The sequence below is a fragment of the Paenibacillus sp. FSL R7-0189 genome, from assembly GCF_037969925.1.
In the GTDB taxonomy this organism is placed as follows: domain Bacteria; phylum Bacillota; class Bacilli; order Paenibacillales; family Paenibacillaceae; genus Paenibacillus_AQ; species Paenibacillus_AQ odorifer.
Map to the genome: position 1 here is coordinate 1,967,566 of NZ_CP150223.1, position 25,721 is coordinate 1,993,286.

Below are 25,721 nucleotides of genomic sequence, written 5' to 3' on the forward strand. Positions count from 1 at the left end.
GGATTTATTAAATATAGCTAAACTTTCCGCATCGTTAATTTAATTGCTCTATAATGCTCTGCTTCGATATTGTTCGTCTAACAAACTGAACCATACCAGTCTGGACAAGTAAAATAACCAAGAAATACAGGAAAATAGCACTCCAAGGGAATTGGTATTGAATGTAGGAAAGCCCCCCCATATTCCCCGCACTCTTACTTATCATGTATCCCATTAGATTGCCCGTAACAAGAGCCATCGTAAAGCTTCCGACAACTAAAAATCCTGTTTCATAGGTTAACATAGCCATTAATTGTTTTCGGCCCATTCCTATGGCTTGCATAAGGCCTAGCTCCCCTTTTCTTGCAGAAATAGTGGTGATTATGGTGTTCAAGAGATTGATCATACTGAATACTGCTATAAAAACCATAAAACTATACACTGAAATAGTGATAGTTCTAAAAGCAATTCTATTGGATTCCACAACTTCGGAAAAAGACAATAATTTGAGTGTATCCTCATTGAGAATCATACCCTCTAACTCACTCTTTATTAACTCTTCATTCGCTTTATCCATAGTAATAACTTCGTAGCTCTTATTGCTATTAAAAGGGGCTGTAGTTTGCATTACTTTGGGTGGAAGATAAAATGAAGTTCCTGAATTCTTATCCGGAATATCTCCAATGATCTCAAAATCATGTTTGGCCTTCTCCTGATCATTAGCAATTATGAATGAAATATGATCACCGACAGCGTAATGAGCCCCGTAATAATCTAAGTCACTACTGGCGCTGTTCAAGAGAATGTAGGATGCATCCGATGAATCAACATCCGGGATCTTCCCCTCAGCCAAATGACTACTCCATCTTTCGTTGTATAACGTAGGGATATTCTCAATACTGACTATCGCGGCCCCGTCATCCGTTTTTATTCCTTCGATAGCAGCTTCAATATACTGATGTTCGATTACGTCCTCAACTTCATTTATAGCTAGGATTTTATTTTTTAAAGAAGTAGATAGTTGCCCTTCCGTCTGAAGATCACTTAATGAGGTTGTTTCAGAATACAAATCATTATTAATTTGAATATCAAACTGACCATGATTTGGAAAATATTTCTCTGCTTTTGAGATTGGGTCGACCGAGTTTAACAATGTCCCCAAGGAAACAAATAGCGTTCCGCTTAAAAAAAGAGACAGCAAAGTTAACACCGTCTTTTTCCTGCTTCTTGATAAGTTCAATGCAGCTAAAGAAAATGGTGTTAGTCTTTTAGAGTTTCTTTTCTCCTTTTTTGTATTAACATCGGCATCTACATGTCTAATCGCTGTTATAGGGGAGATTCTTGATGCGAATTTAGATGGTGCGTTTAATGAAGCTCTAACTGTTACTTTGGTGAGCAAACCTGCTAAAAAAGCAAGTGAAAAACTTGGAGCTGCATTCCAGTGAAAGCCACTTAAAATCCAGCTCATTAAACATCCAAAGATAACTCCAATAGGGATATATTTTCTTGAAAGATTTTTCCCTTCATATAGAACAAGCTGTTTTATCTGCTTTTTTGTTGCACCGATTGCTCTAAGTTGTCCGTATTGTTTAATTCGCTTAGTAATTGAAATATAAAAGATATTGTAGATGACAAGCCAACAAGCCAGTACGATAATCAGCATGATAGACAGGATGGTTATCACAGTGCTTCCTGACAGATTATTACTATCCACATTCACATTATTGATCTGAATATTTCTCTCAGGGATACCCATTCGCTGCCCTATTTCTTTGATTTTTGACTTCAGTTCCTCGTTGGAATAACTGCTGCTATTGTTGATGCTAATTGCCGCGGAGTAATCTTCTTTGGAAAGAAACGGATCCGCCTCAACGAACGCGCTTGATACCAGAGCATTGTAACCGATTCGATTCTCGTTACCTGATGCGGTTGTTTGCAGAATTCCAGTAATCACAAATTGGCTGGTTTGAAATTCTTTGCTGGCATTGTTTCTAAATTGCAAAGAAATAGAATCGCCAAGCCCCAGGCTTCGATCATCGGATAACTGAAAGTCTTTTTCTATTGCAATTTCATTTTCTTTTGTAGGAAATTTCCCCAGAACGATATTGGCATTTGATAAATCCATCATGGCTGGATCCGTGTAGAGAATGGACAATAAACGTTCTTCTTTTTTCTCTCTGCCTATTTCCTTATAGAGTCCGATTTTATTAATTTCCTCTATTTCTTTCAATCGTGAGATTTCATTGTTATTGAGGTTATAGAATAAAGCTTGGAAATTCGACTCATTTTGTAGGTTAGTAAAAGAATTATAACCAAAGGTCATCACAACAGTTAATAAAAATGCAGCTAAAGCTATTACACTGCCTACAAAATAATTTTTGGTTTTTTCCGCTTTTAAATTCGCTTTTGCAATTCTTATCATTGCGGTTTTATTCTGTATGGACATTGATACATCATCCTCCTATCGTATAACGAATATTCCTCCCTTTACATCAACAAGTGAATACTTTCACTATTTATTCTATAGATAATATTCTCCAACAAAGATCAATCACCCTTTAAATAGATGATATATACTATATTTACTATTCATATAATATATGGATACAACAAAAAAAGACTTCCCCCTCTGGAGCGTTTGAGTATCTCCAAGTTAGTGGAAGTCTTTTTATGCTCAGTATGCCTTGTGTAGCAAGCATTTAGATTAATAAAATTACGCCTCGGTACTTCTCTCCTGAAGCACACCGACCAACGGATTCCACCGCCAGCGCGGAGTCAATCCTTGCAGATGTACACCTCCAAACCACTCATCGCTGTCATTCTTCTGCACCCAGTCTTCGTTTCCAGTTATTACACTCTTACCTAGCTCTGTTAATACAAGCTCACAGTCTTTAAATTGCATTACTGAATCGTTATAAACAGGGAACTCATTGCATCCATGGGTTTGTAGCAAAGGGTACGTGCCTTGTACCAGCTTTCTTAGGATATGCCAATATTGCAAGTCGCCCATTCCCAAGATATGAAGCTTATCACCCACATTTTTGAACAGCTCATATGGTGATTTTATTCCCTCATAGATCATCTCCAGCGTGAGTTGTTCTACGATACCAAGTCCGTTTGTAGTAGAGGGAAAGCGCGATAAATGCGCCTGAAAAGCGTCATGTGCAAAGGGCAAAGCCGATGTATCGGTAGTTAATCGTTGTGACAGCAATTCTGGATTCGGTGATACATAGGCTTCCCAGAGTGCTTGACCTGCTTCTAATTCTTTGGCTCCGATTAGCTTCCATGTGCCTGATAATGTTTCCATCTGCTCTATAGAAAGTTGTCCAAGTCCTCGAAATAACTTTATTCCCGGATACTCTCCAATGCATAGTAAGCTTAGCTTGGTGGTTAACATTTTCTGCTTCGAGAACCAATGGAGTAAATAACTGAGCATCGTCTGATCGAATAAATCATGCTCGAACCATAACACCACTTCTTCATATTTATGAAAATCAGCTAAAATCTTCTCTTGCCTCTCACTATTTTCAATAAATTCCCTCTGCGGAATTCCCATCGTTTGTTCCAAATATTGCGCTCGAACTGCACGGTTATCTCCATCGGCAGGATCCAAAAATACCGGCCCATGCGAATATACCTCTCTCCACACCAGTACATCACCTTTCACGATTCCTTGCCGCAGCTTCTCTCCCACTACATCTCCATTTACAATGTGAAGCACATCTTTTCCCCCTTCGTACAAATGGTTGAATACGGAAAGAACATCTGCCACAGGCAATGCACCTTTCAGTTTGCGGCGGGCATCAAAAAGTCGCTTCTTCAATACCGAAACCGAAGTCCCCAGAAAGTCAGCAATCTCTTGTAGTGAGTAGCCTTGAAAATAATATAATTGAACGGCAATCCGCATATTGGACGTTAATGCAGCTATAGACTCGTGAACCAGCCGCTGGGTTTCCTTTTTCTCAATAATATCTGCTATAGAAAATGAAGATTCTGTCGCTTGCGCAGCTTCATCGTAGGGTAATGCAGGATGCTGCTTTCTTCGCAAGATACGATAACATTGCCGTACCACAATAGCTTTAAACCAGCCCGGGAATGCCTCTACTGCTCGTAATTTATTCAAATGCAAAAAGGCTTCTGTGAAAGCTTCCTGCACAGCATCTTCCGCTAACTGATAGTCACGCAGCTTTTCGGACGCAACTGCAATTGCCATCGGTGTAAAGTGCCTAACAATCTGTTCAAAGGCTTGTCGGTCTCCTTGTTTAGCCTCCTCGATATACTGAAGCATTTTCTCCCCCACCCCCTTCTTCCGTATTATATACAAGTGCCAATGAAGTTCCTAAAGGTTACGGATGGGATTAAAAAGTCAGACGTTATTTATTTTTTCCTATTACATCCTTTGCAACCTCTAGAGCAGAAGAGGCTCGCGGCCAACCTACATAAAAAGAAAGGTGGGTGATGGCCTCCACGATTTCTTCAAGTTGTAAGCCGTTCTCTAAAGCCAAGCGCAGATGATAGGGTAGTTGTTCCGTCATGCCCCCCATCACCAAGGCAGAAATCGTAATCATGCTACGATCCCGAAGTGATAATTGCTCACGTCTCCATAAGTCCCCAAATAACACATTTTCCGAGTATTCGACGAATGCCGGAGCGAACTCGCCTAACGATTCCCGTACATTTGTGGCGATTTTCTGATGCGCCATATTACGCCTCCCTAACCGGAGGTTGTAGCATTTGAGCAACACCGTTACCAAACGACCAATCTTCGAATTCCGTATCGACGAGCACAATGAATATATCTTCTTTTCTGATGTTTAGCGTCATCGATAATTCCTCGGCTAGCCTCGCGTAAAAGCTTTTCTTCTGTTCCGTTGATCTTCCGGATTTTAGCGTAACTTGGAGATATATCAGTCCGTCGCTTCGTTCAATATTTAAATAATCTTTACTATAAAAATATTCCCCCGCTTTATGCGCATGAAAAACCTGAAACATATCATCCTCCGGTACATGGAAATGCTGAATTAACGCGCTCATAATCGCTCTGCATATTCCTTCTAGCTGATGAATGTCGTATTGTTGCTCCAGATAACTGACTCTAATGAAAGGCATTTTAATTCACTCCTTCTTTGGAATTCTTTTATTGTACTCTCAGTATTTTGATTTATATAATTGAATAAGATAATAATCTTAATCAATTATACCGATAGAGGTGACAATCGATGGATCTAAAAGAACTGATGGCTTTTAAGACCATTCTTCAAGAAGGCACTTTCTCACGCGCTGCCGAGAAGTTGAATTATGCGCAGTCTACCATTACCAACCAAATTCAACGACTTGAAAAAGAACTGGGCATACAACTCTTTCACAGAGGCTGGGAAGTAGAACTGACAAGTGCTGGGCAAGTTTTTGCAGCGGAAATCGATAACCTTATTCAACACTGGAACTATGTATCAGAACTCACCAAAGCTTTACAGCATGACGAAATTGGCACACTTCATATCGGAGGCATTGAATCCATGATGGAATCCGTCCTACCGAACGCCTTGCGAAAGTTTCAGGAGCAAAAACCAAAGATGGCATGTAACTTCATTCAGGGTAACACTGATTCCCTCTCACAGCTTGTCCTCCAAAGTGAGCTGGATTTCGCCATCTGCGGTGAGCCGTCCGACCTGTCTTTCATTTATTTCGAACCGCTCTATCACGAGAAAATCGCTTTTATAGTAGATGAAAATCATCCTTTAAGCGGACGAGACGATATTTCATTTCGAGAAATTCTTGAATATCCAATTATAGCTGGAGGGCGCACTTGCTTATATTACCTTCGGTTAGCTAAGCAATTTTCGAGATTCGAATCAAAGCCCACTTTATCCACCATAAGCCAAATTTCTGCTATTCCTCATTTTGTAAGAAAGAACCCTGGGGTAGGGGTAGTGCTTGATTCGACAGCTTTAATGACAGATATCGTAAAAATAGATGTTGCACTAAGCGAACCGTTCATACAAGTAGGTATATTGCAGCGGCGCAACCGAGAATATCTAGCAACATCATCTAAAAAACTAATCCTAAAAATCATAAAAGAAGAAATTGAGAGGATTAGTAACGCTAATCCTACGCTCCACATTTGAACCTCAAGCTAGTTCCATATATGATAGCTTTATCATCGTTATCAGGGGAGGATTCATAGAAGTGGCAGTATTAATCAATGAACAAATCAGAGCATCCGAAGTAGTCCTTACAGGACTTAGGGGTGAGAAGCTGGGTATCGTCTCCCGGGAAGAGGCGCTGGCCATGGCCAGATCAGCAGGTGCTGATCTGGTATGCACCTCGCTAATGAGCAGCCCACCGCCCTGCAGCCTAACTGCAAAAGGCAAAGCAAAAGCGGCCGCGCAGAAGGAGGCAGCCTCAGCACGCAAGGCCAGTGGGGGTTCAGCTGCAAAGGGCGGCAGCAAGGAGAAGGTCAAAGAACTCCGCTTCACTGCTCATATTGAAGAGCACGACTACGATACTAAGCTCCGTCAGGCTGATAAGCATCTCCGCTCCGGCAAGCCGGTGCAATTAGTCGTGAAGGCATCCGGCGCCAAAGAAGCGGCTGCCTCCAAGGCCGTATTGGAGCGACTAGTGACTGACTTGAAGGACGTTGGAACGAAGGAAACGGGCATACAGACAGGCGGCAAAGGTTCACAGGTGAAATTAAATCCACGGTGAAGAGTGGAATTTCAGATAGAGTAGGCTCAAAACTAAAATGAGTCGACCATTTCATGAAAAGCTGCTGCTATCTGCCAATGTAGCTTTATTGCGAGCAGAATTCAGAATTGCGTTCGGACACCACAGCCCTTATTCGTAACTATTTCGCTGTTCTGGGATGCTAACGGACTTCAGAGACTTTATATCACTAAAATAGCACGATATTCCCTCCATTTATGGAAAATAAGATCTCTCGAGTCCCCAACTTCCTCCAAAAGGCTTAAAATGTACAAATAGCTGCATCTAAGTCCGTTAGTACAATAGCAAGTGGAAATCAGGAACTGGGCAAGGGGCACGATTCTTATATGCAAGCAAAAATGCCTTCGATGTCCCTAAAGAACGGTAAGCGCTTATGCGAGAAATAGAAGGTAATGTATCGTGCCGAACTTATACGTTCTTGTTGTATTTTAAAAAAAGGCCATCCTCTGCGGGATGGCCTTTCACTTCATAGACAATATCCTAGCTCGCTCTTAATCAGTCACCTTAAACATGATTACCCATTAATCCCCTTGGGCGATAGTTCATACCCCAATGGTGAAGCATATAATTCAACCAGACCGATAGATGCCATGCGTTTTCCCAATGCCGCTGCTGCTTCCTGATGCCCGAATTCCGTTAGATTATCTATGGAATAGTCCGGATCACCATGACGAATCAGAAATATTTGCATAACAATACCCTTCTCCCCTCAAATCCAGCCTTTTTCTTCCGCCAGCCGTACCGCCTCAATCCGGCTTTTCACTTCCAGCTTGTTGAGTATTTCAGAGATGTAATTGCGGACAGTGCCGTAAGACAGATGCAGCGAAAAGGCTATCTCGCTCGCGGTTTGCCCTTCTCCAGCCAGTTTTAAAATCTCTCGCTCCCGTGCTGTTAATGGATTCTCCTCCCGCAAACTGCCAAAGACTAACTCCGGAGATACCTCCCGATGTCCAGCCATGACACGACGAATAGATTCAGCTAGCTTATCTACAGGCTCGTCCTTCAACAAATACCCTTGAATACCAGCCTTTACTCCACGCTCAAAATATCCCGGACGGGCAAAGGTAGTCAAAATAATAATACGGGTCGGACACCCCTTACTCCGCAATATTTCTGCAACCTCCAGCCCGCTCTTGAACGGCATTTCAATGTCCATGAGACAGACATCCGGCTGAAGCTTGTCGATTAAAGCTAACGCCTCCGCCCCATCACAAGCTTCTCCGACTACTTCGATATCGTCTTCAAGATCCAGCAAAGAAGCCATCGCTCCCCGAAGCAGACGTTGATCCTCCGCTATAACAATGCTTATCATGCAGTCTCACCCCCTTGTGCATCTTTTACGATTAGCGGGATGGCAACGATCAGCTTAGCTCCCTGACCCTCAGCTGAGCTTAGCGACAGGGAGCCATCAATCAGGGATAGGCGCTCCGCCATCCCCTTCATGCCATTTCCATCGTTAAGCCCGCCGTTCCCTTTCTCCCCGTGCTGTAGGCCAATACCGTTATCTTTAACGGTAATTCGCACTTCTCCAGCCAGCTTTGCCACTCCTATGAAGCATTTATCCGCTCTGCTATGCTTCACGATATTAGTCACCGCTTCTTTGATACAGAGGCTGAGGATATTTTGCGTCAGGTCGGATACCCCCTCCAGAGAGATATCCCCTTCCACTTCTAAGGCGATCTCTGCCGTCCGCAGCATCTCTCCAGCTTCAGCCAGTTCCTCTGCTACTGAGACCGCACGCATTTCCGACACTAGCTCACGCACTTGACGGAGCGCAGCCCGTGAAGTGCGCTGGATTTCCCGCGCTTCCTCTTGGGCTCGCTCCGTATTTTTCGTCACCAGCTTCTCTACGAGTTGGCTCTTTAACGTAATCAAGGACAAGGTATGGCCAAGGGTATCATGCAGGTCACGGGCGATTCGCATTCGTTCCTCACGCTTCACCAGCTCTTTAATTACCTCATTCGCTTGATCCAGCTCTTTCTCCAGCTTCTGATTCCGATTCATGGACCTCACTCCGAACGGACTAATCAACATAATAACAATAAACGGAGCTAAAAATATCACACTTCCCCACTCCATCCCACGACCCACTAAGACCAGCACCGAAAGGATCATGATCACAAAAGAAGTAAATGCAATTTTGAAACCTTTATTCTCCGTATAATATGCGATAAAATTTGCGGTGAAAAAGCCCATGTACAGATTATAGGGGGTATAGAACACACTAAGCACCACGATGATCAACATTTGAATAATTAACCAAACATTAAACACTCCACCCCGCACCCAATACAGCTGGCGATAGCTGAGGGCAAATACCGCTATCATAATCCCGCCCAGAATGAGCTTCATTCCAGTCTCCCCGCGCAAATTCAGGATGGGCAAAACCAGATAAACAGCCCATACAAAAGGGAAAAACCCCTGTTTTTGTGGAAATAACCGGAACTTCGCACGCTCAGCCATTCATTCACACCGCTTCCTGTTTTTTTCGAATATAGACCGATAGTAACATAAAAACTACCAAATATCCGAGCAAAATCAAGACATTACTCCACGTCGGAGCTGATCCACGAACGATCTCCCAGGCTCCATTCCCATAGTTATAGGAAGGCAACCAATGACCAATCCGCTGCATTAATCGTGGCAGAATCTCAATCGGCATCCACATGCCCCCTGCTACAGCAAGAGCCATATAAATCACGTTGCTGACTCCACTGGCTGTATCCACCCGTTTCATAGCACCTACAAGCGTACCAATCGCTAAAAATGGTAGAGAACCGATCAGGATCCACAGCCCGCTAAGCACCCATTGACCCGCGGATAAAGAGACGCCATTGATTAAATAGCCTGCGATAAAAATACAAATGACCGAAAACAGATGCATCATCGTCTGTCCGAACATTTTTCCGAAAAAATAGATCGAACCCGGCAGCGGTGTAATCCGAATAAAGGTGGTCCAGCCCTGTGTTCGCTCTTGCACCAACCGGATGCCAAGCGTCATAATGGCTGAGCCCATTACACTGAAGGTCGCCATAGACATTAAATAATGAGCACGCCACGTTAGGTCATCGCTACCTGTATTGACCACCCGGGTGAAGATGAAATAGAACATGATGGGCATGAGCAAAGACCAGAACACATAATAGGGATTACGGATGATCCGCAGCATTTCTGCTTTACACTGTACAGTAATTAGTCTCATGGTTAGACAGCCTCCTCTTGGTTCATGGTCAATTGTTCAAAAGCCTCATCCAAACGTCCCTGATCAATTCGAACATCCTTCACGGGAAGTCCAGCCACAAAAATCGCTTTAAGCGCCTCATCTGTATCCTCTGTGGTCACATGAATGCGGCCATCTTTTTCATAACAATCCTCTATAGCAGCTAGGTCTAGCAGGTTGCTGCGCAATTGCGAGCGATCACCCACAGGCAGGAAGGACACGGAACGCTTCACAATCCGCGATTTAATCTCATCTGGACTTCCGTCCGCAACTAAGTGGCCTTTACTGAATAACAGAATACGATCCGCGATATCTTCTGCTTCCTGCAAATAATGGGTCGTGAACACAATCGTTTTTCCTTGCTCCGCAAGTCCACGAACCGTTTCCCAGAACCGCCGCCGGGAAGTAATATCAAGTCCGACTGTAGGTTCATCGAAAAAGATCAGCTCCGGATTACCCGCGAGGGCTAGCGCAAAACCCAAACTACGCTTTTGACCGCCCGAGAGCTTCTCGGCGTATCTATTCAAATCGGCTGGCGCAAGTCCAGTAGCCTTAATTAGAAACTCCATATCCATAGGCTTTGGATAATAACTGCGGATCAGGTCAATGATCTCCCGCACCTTTAGCCGATCCATTACACTTACCTCCTGCAGCATTGCTCCTGTCTTTTCTCGTACCACTTTATCCTTCGGATGATGCCCGAATAACTCCACTGTACCCTCGGTAGGCTCTATTAGCCCCAGCAGCATGCCTAATGCCGTTGTTTTACCCGCTCCGTTCGGTCCCAGAATAGCTGTAATCGAACCTTTAGCAATGTTAAAGCTGATATTATCTACAGCCTTTTTATCCTTATATATTTTGCTGACTCCGTGCATTTCTATAATATTATCCATAACGTAATCCCTCCGCTTCCGAATGCGTTTGATCTATTTCAATCATATGGAAAAAGAAGACATGACATTAGTATGGACTGTCATTTCTTTAAGATGACAACTGTCACCTTCCTGGCTCCGAATAAAAAAGAGAGGCTGCCCTATCAGTAGAATGAACTACTAATAAGGCAGCCTCTTTAGGTGAAGAAAGTTTAGTTATCTTCGAAGGAATCCTTTTTCCAGCAGGAACTCCTTCATATGCAGCCGTGCTGGCTGTGCCAATCGCTCCGCCATAATGGCCGACCAAGGGGTGTCTTTGGCACCGTGGGTCCGCTCACGCATATAGTCTGAAGAGACTTTATCGTAAGTTTTGACCTGCTCCACAGTGGTTTCCGCATTGTAGCGATTACGATGCAGAACAGCCTCTAGTGGAAGCCGCGGACGCAGGCCCGAAGCTCCGTCAGGATAACCCACACACATCCCAAATATCGGGTAGACCAATTCAGGCAGTCCCAGCAATTCCGATACCTCAGCGATCCGGTTACGGATTCCACCGATATATACAATTCCAAGTCCTAGTGATTCCGCAGCCACTGCAGCATTCTGTGCAGCAAGCGCAACATCAACGGTAGCTACAATCAGGTTCTCAGCAGAATCTTCATAAGAAGTCTCTCCCTGCAAATGAGGTTTCGTCACCTCGCGCAGCCGATACAGATCAGCGCACCAGACCAAAAACACTGGGCATTGTTCTATATAAGCCTGATTGCCCGCTAATCCCGCAAGCTCCGTCTTTAGTGCCGGGTCAGTAACTGCAATAACACTATAGGCCTGAACATTGCTTGAGGTTGAAGCCATCTGAGCTGCTCCAATAATAGCGCTAAGCTGATCTTCACTTACTGGCTTATCCTGAAACTTGCGGACAGATGCATGTTTCATTAACAGAGAAATTGTATCGTTATTTACTTGCACTGTGGCCACTCCCTAAATAGTGATGGTGATATTACAGCTTTACCCGCTGTAGCCGAAGTGCATTCAAAACAACAGACACGGAGCTAAATGCCATCGCAGCTCCTGCCAGCCATGGGGCTAGAAACCCAAGTGCAGCAATCGGTATTCCTATTGTATTGTAAGCAAGCGCCCAGAACAAATTTTGTTTAATATTTCTCATCGTTTTGCGGCTCATCATAATCGCATCAGGAATACTCTTCAAATCCCCGCGCATCAGCGTAATATCTGCTGCTTCCATAGCTACATCCGTTCCTGTCCCAATCGCCATACCCGTATCGGCAGTAGCCAGTGCCGGAGCATCGTTGATCCCATCCCCAACCATGGCAACCTTAGTCCCATTTTGCTGGAGCTTGCGAACCTCTTCAGCTTTGCCCTCTGGCAGAACCTCTGCTAACACTTTTTCGATCCCTGCCTGCTTCGCAATAGCCTCAGCTGTAATTTTATTGTCACCAGTGATCATAACGACTTCAATACCCATATCATGAAGCGCGGCTACAGCCGCTTTTGAGGTCGGTTTAATCGTATCAGCAACGGCCACAATTCCAGCGATTTCTCCCTCTACCGCTACTAGCATAGCTGTCTTTCCCGACTCCTCCAGCTTCTTCATAATTGGAGTCCATTCTGTGATATCGAGCTGATGATCTTCCATCATCCGCCGTGTGCCTACCATAACCTGCTGATCAGAGATAACCGCCATAATTCCACGTCCGGGCACATTATCAAACTGCTCAGCAGTAGGCAAAGCCAAACCTCTATCAGCGGCGCCAGCAACAATAGCCTCCGCAAGTGGATGCTCTGATAGCTTTTCGGCGGCTGCAGTTAAAGCTAACAAACGGTTTTCCGCGTTTTCTTTTCCATAAGCTGCAATTCCAGTTGTTGTCACAACATCAGTAAGCACGGGTTTACCATTCGTCACTGTACCTGTTTTATCTAGCACAACGGTCTGGATCCCTTGCGCTCCCTCTAAATGCTCCCCACCCTTGAAGAGGATTCCAAGCTCTGCTGCCCGGCCCGATCCTGCCATAATGGAGGTTGGCGTTGCCAGACCTAGCGCACATGGACAAGCAATTACGAGCACTGCAATAGCTTTTTCGAGGGCATCAGCGAACTGGCCAGGGGCTGCCCAGAAATACCAGATCAGAAACGTTATCACAGCAATACCCACAACAATCGGCACAAAAATCCCTGAGATTACATCGGCAATCCGTTGAATCGGAGCTTTGGAGCCTTGAGCTTCCTCCACTACTCGGATAATTTGAGCCAGCGCAGTGTCGCGACCCACTTTATTTGCTTTGATTCTCAAGATACCATTCTTATTCATAGTGGCACCGATCACGGTATCCCCTGGTTTTTTCTCCACAGGAATACTTTCTCCGGTCAACATCGACTCATCCACAGAAGAAGATCCCTCGACAACTTCTCCATCCACAGGCACCTTAGTACCGGGCTTCACCAATACAATATCGCCAGGAATGACTTCATCTGTCGGGATATTCATTTCTTGCCCATCCCGAATTACGAGGGCGGTTTTTGCCTGAAGCCCCATTAAGCTTTTGATTGCGTCAGAGGAACGGCCTTTCGCCAGCGCCTCAAACCATTTACCGACGAGGATAAGGGTAATGAGTACAGCACTCGTCTCATAATACATTTCTACAGTATGATTCATTCCCTTCATGCTTAAGGAATCAATGGTCAGATAAAGACTGTAGAAATAAGCTGCCGACGTCCCTAATACGACCAACACATCCATATTGGCACTCCGGTTACGAAGGGCTTTATAAGCACCGACGTAGAACTGCCAACCGATGATAAATTGCACAGGGGTAGCCAGAACAAGCTGGAACCAAGGATTCATAAATATATCCGGTGTTGGAATCCAGCCGGTGAAGGAGAAATGACCCGCCATCGCCCATAACAATGGGAACGAAAGAATTGCAGAAATGATCCATTTCCACTTTTTATGCTGAATTTCTTTTCCACGACGATCCACATGATCCTTGCGGTCTTCTTTAAGAGAAGCTTTATAGCCGATACTGCTTACCTTCTCCATGATCTCCCTTGGACTGATATTACCGGGTGTATATTCTACATGTGCTGTTTCCAGCGCCAAATTCACATTAACTGCTGCTATGCCCGGTGTACGGCTCAACACTTTTTCAATCCGTGAGGAACAAGCAGCACAGGTCATCCCCGATATATCAAAATCCGCAGATTCTTTAATAGTGTCATAACCAAGAGAACGGATTTTATCTTCAATTTGTGGCAACCCTGATACTGTCGGATCAAATCCAACAGTAGCCTGTTCCAAGGCTAGATTCACATTCGCACGAGATACGCCGTCCATTCGGGACAAACCTTTCTCAATCCGGGTTGCACAAGCGGAACAAGTCATCCCTGTAATCTGTACAGTTGCCTGCTGTTCGTTTGGTGAAGCTGTTGTTTTGGTTTTATCCATGATTTCCACGCCTCCACATACCCCTATAGGGTATGATAATTTCTAAAAGAAAAGGCATTGGAGCTTCGGGTTGCTTCCCCATATCACTCCAAGCCTTATTACTGTGCTTCAAACTAAACTACGTCATACCCTTGATCTTCAATCGCTTCTTTAATCGCGCCAAGGCTTACTTTGTTCTCATCATACTCGACGGAAACTTTCTTAGCAGCAAGATCAACTTTAGCTGTTGCTCCAAGATTGCCTACGGCTTTCTCTACGGAGTTAACACAGTGACCACAAGACATTCCTTCAACGTTTAATGTAGCGTTTGACATTAATATAACCTCCAATAAATGTTGTGAAGCTATGCTCTAGAAGCATTAGCTTATTATTTCATTAATTTGTTAACCGTAATTAGGAGCTCGTCGATAACCTCATGTTCACCAGCTTCGATTCGCTCAACAATGCAACTTTTCATATGCCCTTCTAGCAGCAACTTACCGACACCATTTAACGCCGCCTGTACCGCTGCGAGCTGGTTGAGCACATCATCACAATAGGTATCCCGCTCAATCATACCCTTTACCCCGCGGATCTGGCCTTCAATCCGGTTGAGGCGCGTATTCAAGTTATTCTTGAATTCTGCCGAATGATGACTTTTTCGTTCTCCTGATGATGAAGAATGACAATTTATGTCGCAGGATTCTGCAGCTTGCTCTTTCTTGGCAGTAGACATAAGAATCAGCCTCCTTGGTTATAATATAATATACCCCCGTAGGGTATGTCAAGAGGCATTCCTAATTCATCCACAGATGATCTCCACCGGTAGTTTGTCCCTTTATTACCGCCGTATTCTTCTATGGTTGGCTATACATCTCTATTTTTCAAAAAAACTATTGCCTCCCTATTCAAATTTGAATATAATAAATTTTGCTTCCAATTATGAACATTTTTCGAACAGAACTATCACTATTTAGAAGAAGGAGCTGCGAAGCATGCATACTAAAGAAAGTAATCTTAAACTCGTAGTAGTTGGCCTGCTGCTTGGTATTCTTATGTCCGCAATGGACAATACCATTGTAGCTTCAGCTATGGGAACGATAGTCTCAGATCTCGGCGGTCTGGATAAAATCGTATGGGTCACCTCGGCTTACATGGTAATGGTAATGGCCGGGACCCCTATCTTCGGCAAGCTCTCTGATATGTACGGACGTAAACGTTTTTTCATTTTCGGATTGATTGTATTCCTGATTGGCTCGGCTCTGTGCGGTACTGCCACCAGTATCACACAGCTCAGCATTTACCGTGCCATTCAAGGGATCGGCGGCGGTGCACTAATGCCAATCGCCTTCACCATCGTTTTCGACATTTACCCGCCTGAAAAAAGAGGGAAATTGACCGGTCTCTTTGGAGCCGTCTTCGGAATTTCCAGTGTACTTGGACCTTTACTCGGTGCCTATATTACCGACTATGTTGGTTGGCAGTGGGTATTCTACATTAACCTGCCGCTAGGAATTATTGCACTGTTCCTGATTGCAACTTCTTATAAGGAGTCGATCTCCCACGCTAAACAGCGCATTGACTGGGGCGGAGCCTTCACTCTGGTTGGCGCGATTATCTGCCTAATGTTCGCTCTGGAACTTGGTGGTAATCAATATGCTTGGGATTCCAGTGCCATCCTTGGCTTATTCGTAGGTTTTGCTGTTCTCTTGCTGGCGTTTATCCTTATTGAGAGAGTAGCTGCTGAACCTGTGATCTCGTTCGCTATGTTCCGCAAACGGTTGTTTGCAACAAGCAGCGTGACCAGCTTATTTTATGGTTCTGCTTTTATCGTAGCTACTATTTATATCCCTATCTTTGTGCAGGGTGTATTTGGCGGCTCAGCTACGAACTCAGGGCTGATCCTTATGCCGATGATGATCGGTACGGTCGTTGGCAGTCAGACCGGGGGGCTGCTTACAACAAAAACCAGCTTCCGCAACATTATGATCCTATCCGCAGTCTGCTTTGTCGCAGGGGTCTACAGCCTAAGCACTTTATCACCAGATACCTCCCGCCTCATGCTTAATGTATTTATGGCTCTGACTGGGTTCGGCGTAGGCTTTTCCTTCTCCGTGCTGAGCATGGCAGCTATCCATAATTTCGATATGCGTCAACGGGGGTCGGCAACATCAACCAGTACCTTCATGCGCTCCCTTGGAATGACGCTGGGAATTACGATCTTCGGGATTATTCAGCGGAATAGCTTTACTAACAGTCTAAGCGATGCTTTTGGCGGTAGTGAACAGTCAGCAGCTTTCGGAGATCCACGCGCTGCGTTAACACCTGAAGCAAGAGCGAAGATCCCTGCTGAAATATTAGAAAAAATATCAAGTGCGTTATCCACCTCTATTGCTCAAACCTTTATGTGGGCTTTGATTCCTGCAGTGCTCGGTCTAGTCTTTGTACTGCTCATGCCAAAAGACCGTCTTACCATTCCTGCTAAAGCTGTTCAGGCGTCAGAGGGCAAAAGGTAACCATTATGTCCATGAAATTAGCCATTCTAGGTTTACTGCTGGAGCGGAACATGCATCCCTATGAAATCACATTAGTGATGAAGGAACGTTCCATGGACCGGATCACGAAGCTGCAGATGGGATCACTCTATTATGCTGTGGATAAGCTTGCACAAGATGGTTATATAGAAGCCTTAGAGGTCATCCGCAGCAGTGATCGGCCGGACAAAACAATCTATGCCATAACGGAGCAAGGTAAAGCTTTATTCGAACAGCTTATCCTGCAACAAATTAAGAAAAACGAACCCTTCTATCATCCGATGTATATGGCCCTGGCTATGTCCCGTCATATCGATCAGAGCAAGGTTGAGAAGCTGCTCGAGGAACGCCTACGGGAAACAGAACATCAGGTTAATCTGGCTTATCAGGTATACGAGGAGCATATCTCCATCGTGCCTCGTTCTGCCCTGCATCTAATGTACGGTACATATGAGCACACCCTGACTGAGCTGAAATGGCTGCAGCGCCTATACGATGATGTTGTAGCACGCAAGCTAAAAGACATAGGGACACCGTTGAATTTAGAGGCCTAATGGCCTCTTTTTCTGTTTAAGGGAGTCAAAATACGTTTATTAACGAGCACAATATCCATTAAATCTCAAAGGAAGACGAGGCGGTAAAAATGACCCAAGAAAAACATCAGCTGAATAGTGATAAACGGGATCACCCGGAACAATATCCAACAGAGAAAGAAAGTCTATTCGATCTTCATGAAAGTGAGCAGAATGTAGACCCAATTCCGATGGAAGATTTGACACTGGAAAAGCAAGAGGAAAAGAATAAAGAGGAGACCAAACACCGCTCTTCCAGCGACAAAAAATACCATACGGGCTTCTGAGAGTGTACAATAACTACAAGTACGCAATCATATTTTCCAAGGAGGAATCACATTGTTGAAAGCGTTACCTTTAAACAAGCGCGGGATTCCCGCAAGCCGCATTGCTTTAGGCTGCATGGGACTAGGCGGTGACTGGGACCATGAGCCGATTACTGCGGAGAATGTTAAACAAGGGCATGAAGCGGTCGATGCCGCACTTTCCATCGGCATCAACATGTTTGATCATGCAGATATTTACACTCGTGGCAAGGCGGAGAAGGTATTCGGTCAGATTTTTAAGGATCGTCCAGGACTACGTGAAGAAATTATAATTCAATCTAAATGTGGAATTAAGCTAATGGAGCCTGGGGACAGCACTAATACGTTTGATTTCTCTGGCCAACATATTCTGAACAGCGTGGATGGAATATTGTCACGACTTGGGACCGAATACATTGATATTCTTCTATTGCATAGACCCGATCCCTTAATGGATCCTGAGGAAGTAGCCTCCGCATTACATCAACTGAAGGCCGCTGGTAAGGTTCGCCATTTCGGGGTTTCCAATATGAGCGCCGCTCAGATCAAGCTGCTGCAGACTTATTGCGATGAACCTTTTATCGTAAACCAGCTGCATATGAGCTTGGCTAAGATCAGCTGGGTGGATGCTGGAATCAGTGTAAATCGTGAACCCTGGAAGGATATTATCTTTCCTGAGGGAACCCTTGAACATTGTCGAATGGAGAACATTCAGCTTCAAGCCTGGGGACCACTCGCCCAAGGTCTATTTAGCGGGCGTTCATTAGAGGATCAACCGGAGAATATCGTCCAAACAGCAGCTATGGTCCAACAGCTTGCAGATGAAAAAGGAACAACACCCGAAGCTATTGTATTGGCTTGGCTAATGACACATCCAGCTGCCATTCAGCCTGTTATTGGAACTGTGAATCCGAAGCGTATTACTGCCTGTGCCGATGCGGACAAGCTGGAGCTTAGCCGTAAGGAATGGTACGACCTGTATGTTAGTTCACGTGGTTCAAAACTTCCGTAACATATACATTTATATTCTCAACTTCATTACTCCACTTATACCCGGCTCGCGTTTTTACTGCGAGCCGGGTATTTTTATGCGAATCACCCTAATAGATCGTTCTTTATTGCGAATATATTTAGTAATCGAGCGATAAATAGAGTTATTCAGAGATAAATTATCATTTTTGTTCTTTATAGAGTACAAATGCGCGTTATTGGCAGTTTTCTTTTTGTTTTATTCCATGTATGATTCATTACAGAAGTTGTTCTTAATAAAGAACGATAATAACGAACCAAAGAAACAGACATTGAGGGGAGGTATTCCTCTGAGACCCAGATCAGCAAGGAGAAGACCTAGAAGAAACAGGAAAATTGGTTTACGTATACTGCAATCAGGAATGGCTGTCTCCGTCTTATTTCTATATACCTCGCAGCAAGTTGGTGGTACCTATGGAGGCTTTGGAGCTGCTGCGCAAACCACTAGCACGATTAGCTTTTGCGAAGTATTTCCGAATTCGATCAAGGCACTGCTTACAGAGTTCAAAGAGCATGTTAATCGAGCGCTCACTTTAAAAGAATCACTACAACCCTTTTCCTCATCAGCTAACTACTCGGACGTTTCGGGAATAGAAGGGATGTCGCTGGAAGAGCTTGATGTCGCTGCACAAGAGATTTCTTCGCAAATAGCGGCGCTTCAATCCCAAATAGATAGCGTTAACGAGCAACTGGCGGCTAACAGCCAAATTTGGAATCAAATCCACAATGAGCTAAGTGCAGCAGCAGCCTTACTCTTCCAGATAGGAGGATATATGACTTCTCTAGATTCAAACTGTCTAGAAATCAAGGATGAGCAATTTTTCAGAGATTTACAAAGCAGCCTGAATCAAAGCGGTGTGATCTCGGAATCCTTGAATGCTTCCTTAAATGGAGTTATTAGTTACCTAACCTCCATACACGATGTCGGTCTTCCATTCGCTTCGGTAGTTACCAGTGATGTTTATGGACAACTTGAATTACGCGAAGGAGAGTTCCCACAGCCACTGCCATTCCTGATTACCTTCACTCAACCAGATGGCGTGATCTCTAGCGACCTCACCTCCACTTATGAAGCTCTAAATACCGAATTGACTAACCTTAAAGAATCGGCAACCTCAGGTATCACTACCCTTCAAGATAAACTCCAAATGATCAGTCAGACTCGCGAGCAAAAACTAGAAGAGCTTGAAAAAGCTCGGCTAGAAGAAGAGCAAGCAAAGAAAGAAGAAGAAGCGAAGAAGGAAGAAGAACGTTTGGCTGAGGAGAAAAAGCAACAAGAAGCCGAGGATAAAGCGAAAGCTGAGGCAACCCCTCCAACGTCAGGTGAAGCTGCTCCGGAAGCCCCAAATAAAGAACAACCTGAAGCCCCAGCCACTGACCCGGTTAAGCCGGAAATTGGCGAAGAGCTCACAATTCCAAAAGATGTTCCTCAGCAAGAGGCTCCACAAGAGACGGCAAAGGCGGAAGACAGTACGACTACCCCGCCGGTAGCAACCCAAGCTCCTTCGGACCCTCAACCTGAGAAAGGTGGAGAATAAGATGCGAATTAAAAAAATTATCAATAATACCTTATCGAGCTTAATGCTTGTGATCTTTATTCTGCTGGTGGCAGCCGTAGTGTTATCCAAGGCCTCCGGTGGTGAACCTGCTTTCTTCGGATATGAGATCAAAACCGTACTCTCAGGATCGATGGAACCAGGAATTCAGACAGGCTCAATTGTCGCATTAAAACCCGGAGGGGATATGAATCGTTTCAAACCAGGCGATGTCATCACCTTTAGGAACGAAGATAATCTGCTCATTACTCACCGGATTGTAGAAGCGACCGTCAATAACGCTACTGGTGAAGCTGTTTATCGCACTAAAGGCGATAACAACGACGCACCCGACATGAACCCTACCAGTTCTGCGAATGTTGTAGCTCAGTATACCGGGGTCACTGTACCCTATGTCGGTTACGCTATGAATTTCGCGGTTTCCAAAGCTGGAAGTGTAGTCCTCATGATCGTGCCTGGCTTGATGCTTCTGCTCTATGCTCTGTATACCTCTTGGAAGGCTGTAGCTGCATTAGAAAAGAAAAATGCTGCCCTACTGCCAGCCTCACCGCCCCCAACAGAAACACAGCCCTAAGTTGATTGTCCACTTCCGCTTACGAACCGGAAGATACAATATATAAATTTTATAAAAAATTCAAACACAAATTTGAGGAGGAATTTTATTATGGGTATCAAGAAAACATTGGGTCTTGGCGTAGCATCTGCAGCACTGGGTTTATCATTAATCGGCGGAGGAACCTTCGCATACTTTAGCGACACTGCGCAAAGCACAGCTACATTCGCAGCGGGTACACTCGATCTGAACTCCGACCCTTCTGTCATCGTTAATATTCCTAACCTGAAACCAGGTGATACTGTAACTAAATCCTTCAAATTGAAAAACGATGGTTCGCTCGATATCGGATCTATCATTCTGAATACATCGACTCAAATCACGGATGCTAAAGGAGATAACTACCTGGATTTAGCCGAGTTCATTAAAGTTAAATTCCTTAGAAATAATGATAAAGGAGTACCTATCGTCTCTCCTGAAAATGTAGTTTATGAGACTACACTTGCTGCTTTAAAAAGTCAGCATCCGGATCTCGTAAAAAATACAGGTTGGGATCAACTCTTTACCGAAGCATCCGGTATTAAAGCCGGTACCAATGACAGCTTCTCCGTCCAATTCGAATTTGTGGAAAATAACCAAGATCAAAATATTTTCCAAGGCGATAGCTTAACACTGACTTGGGATTTCGTAGCTAAACAAGGTGCGAAAAAAGACTACTAAGATCAATAAAGTAATTTAATAAAATACTCGAAGAGCAGCAGATCCTGAATCCGGCCACGGATAAGCAGATTGCTGCTCTTCTCTTTACAATAAACTTTGTCCGATTTATTGATATTTGCTATACTAATAACAAAAATTACGGAGGGGCGTCAGCATAGTGCCACAGAATATGGGCCAACGTATCCAGCAGCTCCGCCTAGACAAGGGTTTCTCCCTATCTGAGCTTGCGGACAGAGCAGATGTGGCTAAGTCGTATCTTAGCAACGTGGAGAGAAACATCCAATCCAATCCATCCATCCAGTTTATCGAAAAGATCGCTGACGCGCTTCAGGTATCCATTCATGCCCTACTCTATGGAGAACCAAATGATGCAGAGGAATCACATTTAGATTCGGAATGGTTCCGATTGGTGCAGGAAGCTATGGACTCAGGCATTAGCAAACGCGAATTCAAAGAATTTCTGGACTATCAGAAATGGAAGCTCGATCAAAAGGATTAATACTTCCTACTAATCTGGTACGATCCTCTCTTCTACTAAATCATATCGAAAAAGGACACAGCGAAGAACCGCTGTGCCCTTTTTCGATATGTAACCCCTCTAATGTATTACTGCACGATCTGCACAGTTTTCTCATGAAAGAACTGGCGGATTTCATCTGCCTTAATGCCAGCCTTCTTAGCTGCTAATAATAAATGTACCCACTCTTGATCCAGATCAATAAACTGCTGTTCTCTGTTGCTACCCTGGTTGGACTTTTCCAAAAAATCTCCCCCTAAGATTTTACGTCCCCAGGCAATCCGGCTGTCATAGTATCTCTACCTTAGACCCGCGACTTTGTGCCCCTGCCTTTCGGCAAGTTTACCTTTTACTGGACCCTTTTCACGAAAGGATCTGCTTAAAAAACTATAAAATTACTATCTGCAATAACATTATACAAAAAGAAAGCGGAAAAGTGTGTCGATTCCTGGTTACTTTCTATTTTAAAAACGAAAAATAAAAGATTTTTTTTCAAAGATCTTGTCCGATTATCACGATACTCGTCCGTTACATAAAATAAATTGTACTAGCAAAATAAATATTTACTGACCTAATAGTTAAAAATAAGGATAATAGAATCATTTTAATAGGCCTTTAGAATGGGTAATGAGAAGAAACACCCTTCTTTTCATTAGAACAAGCTAACCTATACCATTTTGCGAACGTATTGGACGAAAGAATGAATTGATTACAGTGGCTGAAAGTAGCACAATAAGATGAGAAATGAAACCGCAATCATCACAGCTCCAGTAAGCGTTGACACAAAATGTCACGTATGGAGTTCATCCGTTAAGGAGGATGTATTCATGGCAGCCAAAGAGCCCTATAACGAATCCATTTGGAGTAAGTATTACGGACCCAATTTAGGCTACATTCAAGAAAGATATGAACAGTTTGTGAAAGATCCCTCCACCGTAGAAAATAATTATCGCGAGCTTTTTACAAATTCGGGACCCCCTCCCCTAACTCCGGATAGCGAACCGGCTCCTCAGCCGCGCATCTCGGGAGACACCGAATGGCTTAGAAAAGCAGTAAGAGCTTCCAAGCTAATCGCCAATATTCGTATATATGGCCATATGGCCGCTGAAATTGATCCGCTGGTACGCGATCAGAATCCCATGGCAAAATATCTTGAGCCTGAAACCTATGGGCTGACCCGCGAAGACCTGATTGCACTGCCTGCCACGCTTATATGGGAAAATGCGCCGAATGATGTGCATACCGGGTGGGATGCCGTGCAACGTATGCGTCAGGCATACACCAAGACTATCGCCTATGAATTCGGGCATGTGCATGAAGAAAAAGAACTGCAATGGCTAAATAGACAGGCAGAATCCACCAGCTCACCAGCACCCCTAAATAATACAGAACGCAAAGAGCTCCTGAACCGCCTGATTCAGGTAGAGCAATTTGAAACCTTCCTCCACAAGACTTTTGTAGGTCAGAAGCGTTTCAGTCTTGAAGGCAATGATGCTCTTGTGCCGATGTTAGACGAAATCGTACGCGCTGCTGCACATGACGGTGCAGAGCATATTTTGATGGGCATGGCGCATCGCGGTCGCCTCAACGTTCTTGCACATATTTTGGGCAAACCTTATGATATCATATTTTCAGAGTTTCATCATTCTCCGAACAAGGAGCTTTTCCCTTCCGAAGGCTCCACAGGCATTAACTATGGCTGGACAGGTGATGTGAAATACCATCTCGGTGCAGACCGTGCTGTCCGTGAAGGAGAAACCGTACGCACAAGAATAACACTAGCGAATAACCCAAGTCACTTGGAATTCGTCAATCCTGTCGTGGAAGGTTTCACTCGTGCCGCACAAGAAGATCGGAGCACTGCAGGACTGCCGAAGATTGATACCAGTAAAGCTATGGCGGTGCTGATGCATGGTGATGCTGCTTTTCCAGGTGAAGGAATTGTTGCAGAAACGCTTAATATCGGCAAACTTCAAGGTTATCAAAATGGTGGGACGATCCATATCATTGTTAATAACCGAATTGGTTTTACGACTGAAAGTGAAGATTCCCGTTCTACGCATTATGCGAGTGACATTGCCAAAGGGTATGAAATCCCGATAGTCCATGTCAACGCTGATGACCCAGAGGCCTGCGTAGCAGCCGTACGTTTAGCTAGCGCATACCGCCATCAATTCAAAAAAGATTTCGTAATTGATCTCATCGGCTACCGCCGTCATGGTCACAACGAAATGGATGATCCTGAAACCACACAACCTATTGTCTACGGCAAGGTTCGCAATCATCCAACCGTCTACAAGGTTTATGCAGAGAGACTGAAAAACGAAAAGGTTCTTACCGCCGAAGACGTACAAAAGATGAATGCTGAAGCAGAAAGCGTATTGCAGCGTGCGTACGATAATATGAAGGAAGGCAATCATAAGAAAAAAGAACCCAAAGCCTTCATTCCTCTACAAACGGACCGCGCAGCGGCAAACACTACAGCGGTATCCATCTCCAGCCTGCAGGAGATCAATCGTGAACTGTTGACGGTTCCAGCTGGATTCCAGGTTTATCCGAAGCTGGAGCGCATTTTACAACGTCGTAAAGATGCACTGAATGAGGGTGAAAAGGTCGACTGGGCACTGGCTGAAACGTTAGCCTTCGCTACCATTTTGAAAAATGGGACGCCCATCCGACTGAGCGGTCAAGATGCCCAACGCGGAACCTTCGCACATCGCCATCTGGTGCTGCACGACAGTAAAACAGGAGATTTATTCTCTCCGCTACATCAGCTAAGCGATTCCCGTGCCTCCTTTGGCGTATACAACAGTCCATTGTCAGAGGCATCAGTATTAGGCTTTGAATATGGTTATAATGTGTTCGCACCGGAAACCTTCGTAATCTGGGAAGCACAGTATGGTGATTTCGCCAATGCGGGTCAGGTTATTTTTGACCAGTTCATTGCGGCTGGACGCGCCAAATGGACACAGCGCAGCAATCTCGTCATCATGCTGCCGCATGGCTACGAAGGACAGGGACCTGAGCACTCCAGCGGTAGGCTGGAACGGTTCTTGCAGCTATCCGCTGAGGAGAACTGGACAGTCGCTAATCTGACTACCGCTTCGCAATATTTCCATCTGCTGCGGCGCCAAGCAGCGTTATGCGGGCAGGAAGATGCTAGACCGCTAGTCATTATGACGCCGAAAAGTCTCATTCGGAATACGCGCAGCACTTCTGCCGGAACCGAGCTGGCTTCAGGACAATTCAAGCCTGTATTAGCTGAATCTTTGCTTGGCCAGAAACCAAGTGAAGTTAAACGGCTCGTAGTCTGCAGCGGTAAAGTGGCTATCGACATCCAAACAGAACTGGAAGCAGCACAGGATAAGGATTGGTCATGGCTGCATGTTCTTCGCCTAGAGCAGCTTTATCCGTTCCCGGAACAAGAGTTAAGCGAACATTTAAACTCCTTCAGCTCCCTTCAGGAAATTGTCTGGGTGCAAGAAGAGCCGAAAAATATGGGCGGCTGGAGCTATAGTGAGCCTCGGTTACGCGCCATCGCACCAAAGAATGCCGGCGTAAGATATATCGGCCGTCCGGAACGTTCCAGCCCGGCCAGTGGTTATGCAGATGTGCATAGCTTCGAACAACGTAGAATTGTAACAGAAGCCCTAAAATCAAATTCGAACGTACAAGCGGCTGTACCGTCCTCTTAAGAGG

The 25,721-nt window shown here is 44.7% G+C and carries 25 protein-coding genes and 1 riboswitch; of the genes, 11 read left to right on the plus strand and 14 right to left on the minus strand.

The window, feature by feature from the left end:
- Window positions 1-34: 34 nt before the first annotated feature.
- The 4 genes from MKY63_RS08435 to MKY63_RS08450 all read right to left on the minus strand — a co-directional run bounded on the left by MKY63_RS08435 (window position 35) and on the right by MKY63_RS08450 (window position 5,088).
- Complete coding sequence (locus MKY63_RS08435; protein ID WP_076147994.1) at window positions 35-2,425, minus strand: ABC transporter permease; 2,391 nt, start codon at window positions 2,423-2,425, stop codon at window positions 35-37.
- A 267-nt stretch (window positions 2,426-2,692) separates the two neighbouring features.
- Window positions 2,693-4,267, minus strand: a complete 1,575-nt coding sequence (locus MKY63_RS08440) for a sigma-70 family RNA polymerase sigma factor (protein WP_076147992.1) — start codon at window positions 4,265-4,267, stop codon at window positions 2,693-2,695.
- An 85-nt stretch (window positions 4,268-4,352) separates the two neighbouring features.
- Entirely contained in the window at window positions 4,353-4,682 is a 330-nt protein-coding gene (locus tag MKY63_RS08445) for a carboxymuconolactone decarboxylase family protein (protein WP_036682746.1), read from the minus strand.
- 1 nt (window position 4,683) lies between these two features.
- The gene (locus MKY63_RS08450) at window positions 4,684-5,088 is read right to left on the minus strand and encodes a tautomerase family protein (protein ID WP_036682749.1); all 405 of its coding nucleotides are present in this window, start codon (window positions 5,086-5,088) and stop codon (window positions 4,684-4,686) included.
- 110 nt (window positions 5,089-5,198) lie between these two features.
- On the opposite strand from MKY63_RS08450, the gene MKY63_RS08455 reads away from it, so the two are divergent.
- Both MKY63_RS08455 and infC read left to right on the plus strand, forming a co-directional pair.
- Complete coding sequence (locus MKY63_RS08455) at window positions 5,199-6,104, plus strand: LysR family transcriptional regulator (protein WP_036682751.1); 906 nt, start codon at window positions 5,199-5,201, stop codon at window positions 6,102-6,104.
- 61 nt (window positions 6,105-6,165) lie between these two features.
- Complete coding sequence (infC, locus tag MKY63_RS08460) at window positions 6,166-6,684, plus strand: translation initiation factor IF-3 (protein WP_038568388.1); 519 nt, start codon at window positions 6,166-6,168, stop codon at window positions 6,682-6,684.
- Window positions 6,685-7,216: 532 nt separating this feature from the next.
- Here infC and MKY63_RS08465 read toward each other — a convergent pair.
- From MKY63_RS08465 to MKY63_RS08505, 9 genes are all read right to left on the minus strand, one after another.
- Complete coding sequence (locus MKY63_RS08465) at window positions 7,217-7,393, minus strand: histidine phosphatase family protein (protein WP_143758693.1); 177 nt, start codon at window positions 7,391-7,393, stop codon at window positions 7,217-7,219.
- Between the two features lie 18 nt (window positions 7,394-7,411).
- The gene (locus MKY63_RS08470; RefSeq protein WP_036682756.1) at window positions 7,412-8,014 is read right to left on the minus strand and encodes a response regulator transcription factor; all 603 of its coding nucleotides are present in this window, start codon (window positions 8,012-8,014) and stop codon (window positions 7,412-7,414) included.
- A complete protein-coding gene (locus MKY63_RS08475; protein WP_036682757.1) occupies window positions 8,011-9,165 on the minus strand; it encodes a sensor histidine kinase in 1,155 nt (384 codons plus the stop codon). Before MKY63_RS08475 ends, MKY63_RS08470 begins: the two co-directional genes overlap by 4 nt.
- 4 nt (window positions 9,166-9,169) lie before the next feature.
- The gene (locus MKY63_RS08480) at window positions 9,170-9,904 is read right to left on the minus strand and encodes an ABC transporter permease (protein WP_036682760.1); all 735 of its coding nucleotides are present in this window, start codon (window positions 9,902-9,904) and stop codon (window positions 9,170-9,172) included.
- 2 nt (window positions 9,905-9,906) lie between these two features.
- Entirely contained in the window at window positions 9,907-10,815 is a 909-nt protein-coding gene (locus tag MKY63_RS08485) for an ABC transporter ATP-binding protein (RefSeq protein WP_036682763.1), read from the minus strand.
- Window positions 10,816-11,010: 195 nt separating this feature from the next.
- Window positions 11,011-11,730 carry an oxygen-insensitive NADPH nitroreductase gene (gene nfsA, locus MKY63_RS08490; protein WP_036682790.1) on the minus strand — a complete coding sequence of 240 codons (720 nt, stop codon included), beginning with the start codon at window positions 11,728-11,730 and terminating at the stop codon, window positions 11,011-11,013.
- A 64-nt stretch (window positions 11,731-11,794) separates the two neighbouring features.
- Window positions 11,795-14,257, minus strand: coding sequence for a heavy metal translocating P-type ATPase (locus MKY63_RS08495; protein WP_036682766.1), 2,463 nt, complete (start codon window positions 14,255-14,257; stop codon window positions 11,795-11,797).
- A gap of 113 nt (window positions 14,258-14,370) precedes the next feature.
- The gene (gene copZ / locus MKY63_RS08500; RefSeq protein WP_036682768.1) at window positions 14,371-14,571 is read right to left on the minus strand and encodes a copper chaperone CopZ; all 201 of its coding nucleotides are present in this window, start codon (window positions 14,569-14,571) and stop codon (window positions 14,371-14,373) included.
- 53 nt (window positions 14,572-14,624) lie between these two features.
- Window positions 14,625-14,972 carry a metal-sensitive transcriptional regulator gene (locus MKY63_RS08505; RefSeq protein ID WP_051491259.1) on the minus strand — a complete coding sequence of 116 codons (348 nt, stop codon included), beginning with the start codon at window positions 14,970-14,972 and terminating at the stop codon, window positions 14,625-14,627.
- 259 nt (window positions 14,973-15,231) lie between these two features.
- Here MKY63_RS08505 and MKY63_RS08510 point away from each other — a divergent pair, with 259 nt between their 5' ends.
- The 8 genes from MKY63_RS08510 (at window position 15,232) to MKY63_RS08545 (ending at window position 22,004) form a co-directional block, all read left to right on the plus strand.
- Window positions 15,232-16,752, plus strand: a complete 1,521-nt coding sequence (locus tag MKY63_RS08510) for an MDR family MFS transporter (protein ID WP_036682771.1) — start codon at window positions 15,232-15,234, stop codon at window positions 16,750-16,752.
- Window positions 16,753-16,757: 5 nt separating this feature from the next.
- Window positions 16,758-17,324: a PadR family transcriptional regulator gene (locus MKY63_RS08515; protein WP_036682773.1), complete on the plus strand. Its 567-nt coding sequence runs from the start codon at window positions 16,758-16,760 to the stop codon at window positions 17,322-17,324.
- Between the two features lie 89 nt (window positions 17,325-17,413).
- The gene (locus tag MKY63_RS08520) at window positions 17,414-17,629 is read left to right on the plus strand and encodes a hypothetical protein (protein WP_051491260.1); all 216 of its coding nucleotides are present in this window, start codon (window positions 17,414-17,416) and stop codon (window positions 17,627-17,629) included.
- 55 nt (window positions 17,630-17,684) lie between these two features.
- Window positions 17,685-18,659: an aldo/keto reductase gene (locus MKY63_RS08525; RefSeq protein ID WP_170914307.1), complete on the plus strand. Its 975-nt coding sequence runs from the start codon at window positions 17,685-17,687 to the stop codon at window positions 18,657-18,659.
- Window positions 18,660-19,038: 379 nt separating this feature from the next.
- Entirely contained in the window at window positions 19,039-20,214 is a 1,176-nt protein-coding gene (locus MKY63_RS08530) for a hypothetical protein (RefSeq protein ID WP_036682777.1), read from the plus strand.
- Between the two features lies 1 nt (window position 20,215).
- The gene (locus MKY63_RS08535; RefSeq protein WP_036682779.1) at window positions 20,216-20,806 is read left to right on the plus strand and encodes a signal peptidase I; all 591 of its coding nucleotides are present in this window, start codon (window positions 20,216-20,218) and stop codon (window positions 20,804-20,806) included.
- Between the two features lie 90 nt (window positions 20,807-20,896).
- Window positions 20,897-21,505 carry a TasA family protein gene (locus MKY63_RS08540; RefSeq protein ID WP_036682781.1) on the plus strand — a complete coding sequence of 203 codons (609 nt, stop codon included), beginning with the start codon at window positions 20,897-20,899 and terminating at the stop codon, window positions 21,503-21,505.
- A gap of 169 nt (window positions 21,506-21,674) precedes the next feature.
- Window positions 21,675-22,004, plus strand: a complete 330-nt coding sequence (locus tag MKY63_RS08545) for a helix-turn-helix domain-containing protein (RefSeq protein WP_036682795.1) — start codon at window positions 21,675-21,677, stop codon at window positions 22,002-22,004.
- Window positions 22,005-22,111: 107 nt separating this feature from the next.
- Here the strand turns inward: MKY63_RS08545 and MKY63_RS08550 are convergent, their stop codons facing one another.
- The gene (locus MKY63_RS08550) at window positions 22,112-22,267 is read right to left on the minus strand and encodes an anti-repressor SinI family protein (RefSeq protein ID WP_232061118.1); all 156 of its coding nucleotides are present in this window, start codon (window positions 22,265-22,267) and stop codon (window positions 22,112-22,114) included.
- Window positions 22,268-22,294: 27 nt separating this feature from the next.
- A riboswitch (cyclic di-GMP riboswitch) is annotated at window positions 22,295-22,379 on the minus strand.
- A gap of 470 nt (window positions 22,380-22,849) precedes the next feature.
- Between MKY63_RS08550 and MKY63_RS08555 the strand changes: the two genes are divergently transcribed.
- Window positions 22,850-25,717 carry a 2-oxoglutarate dehydrogenase E1 component gene (locus tag MKY63_RS08555; protein WP_036682783.1) on the plus strand — a complete coding sequence of 956 codons (2,868 nt, stop codon included), beginning with the start codon at window positions 22,850-22,852 and terminating at the stop codon, window positions 25,715-25,717.
- Window positions 25,718-25,721: the final 4 nt, after the last annotated feature.

Coding starts and splice junctions, on each gene's coding strand:
- MKY63_RS08510 (WP_036682771.1), top strand. CDS start 15,232: ATGCATACTAAAGAAAGTAATCTTAAACTCGTAGTAGTTGGCCTGCTG.
- MKY63_RS08475 (WP_036682757.1), bottom strand. CDS start 9,165: ATGGCTGAGCGTGCGAAGTTCCGGTTATTTCCACAAAAACAGGGGTTT.
- MKY63_RS08470 (WP_036682756.1), bottom strand. CDS start 8,014: ATGATAAGCATTGTTATAGCGGAGGATCAACGTCTGCTTCGGGGAGCG.
- MKY63_RS08495 (WP_036682766.1), bottom strand. CDS start 14,257: ATGGATAAAACCAAAACAACAGCTTCACCAAACGAACAGCAGGCAACT.
- MKY63_RS08505 (WP_051491259.1), bottom strand. CDS start 14,972: ATGTCTACTGCCAAGAAAGAGCAAGCTGCAGAATCCTGCGACATAAAT.
- MKY63_RS08485 (WP_036682763.1), bottom strand. CDS start 10,815: ATGGATAATATTATAGAAATGCACGGAGTCAGCAAAATATATAAGGAT.
- MKY63_RS08450 (WP_036682749.1), bottom strand. CDS start 5,088: ATGCCTTTCATTAGAGTCAGTTATCTGGAGCAACAATACGACATTCAT.
- MKY63_RS08455 (WP_036682751.1), top strand. CDS start 5,199: ATGGATCTAAAAGAACTGATGGCTTTTAAGACCATTCTTCAAGAAGGC.
- MKY63_RS08540 (WP_036682781.1), top strand. CDS start 20,897: ATGGGTATCAAGAAAACATTGGGTCTTGGCGTAGCATCTGCAGCACTG.
- MKY63_RS08545 (WP_036682795.1), top strand. CDS start 21,675: ATGGGCCAACGTATCCAGCAGCTCCGCCTAGACAAGGGTTTCTCCCTA.
- MKY63_RS08535 (WP_036682779.1), top strand. CDS start 20,216: ATGCGAATTAAAAAAATTATCAATAATACCTTATCGAGCTTAATGCTT.
- MKY63_RS08445 (WP_036682746.1), bottom strand. CDS start 4,682: ATGGCGCATCAGAAAATCGCCACAAATGTACGGGAATCGTTAGGCGAG.
- MKY63_RS08465 (WP_143758693.1), bottom strand. CDS start 7,393: ATGCAAATATTTCTGATTCGTCATGGTGATCCGGACTATTCCATAGAT.
- MKY63_RS08520 (WP_051491260.1), top strand. CDS start 17,414: ATGACCCAAGAAAAACATCAGCTGAATAGTGATAAACGGGATCACCCG.
- MKY63_RS08530 (WP_036682777.1), top strand. CDS start 19,039: ATGGCTGTCTCCGTCTTATTTCTATATACCTCGCAGCAAGTTGGTGGT.
- MKY63_RS08515 (WP_036682773.1), top strand. CDS start 16,758: ATGTCCATGAAATTAGCCATTCTAGGTTTACTGCTGGAGCGGAACATG.
- nfsA (WP_036682790.1), bottom strand. CDS start 11,730: ATGAAACATGCATCTGTCCGCAAGTTTCAGGATAAGCCAGTAAGTGAA.
- MKY63_RS08480 (WP_036682760.1), bottom strand. CDS start 9,904: ATGAGACTAATTACTGTACAGTGTAAAGCAGAAATGCTGCGGATCATC.
- copZ (WP_036682768.1), bottom strand. CDS start 14,571: ATGTCAAACGCTACATTAAACGTTGAAGGAATGTCTTGTGGTCACTGT.
- MKY63_RS08435 (WP_076147994.1), bottom strand. CDS start 2,425: ATGTCCATACAGAATAAAACCGCAATGATAAGAATTGCAAAAGCGAAT.
- MKY63_RS08440 (WP_076147992.1), bottom strand. CDS start 4,267: ATGCTTCAGTATATCGAGGAGGCTAAACAAGGAGACCGACAAGCCTTT.
- MKY63_RS08555 (WP_036682783.1), top strand. CDS start 22,850: ATGGCAGCCAAAGAGCCCTATAACGAATCCATTTGGAGTAAGTATTAC.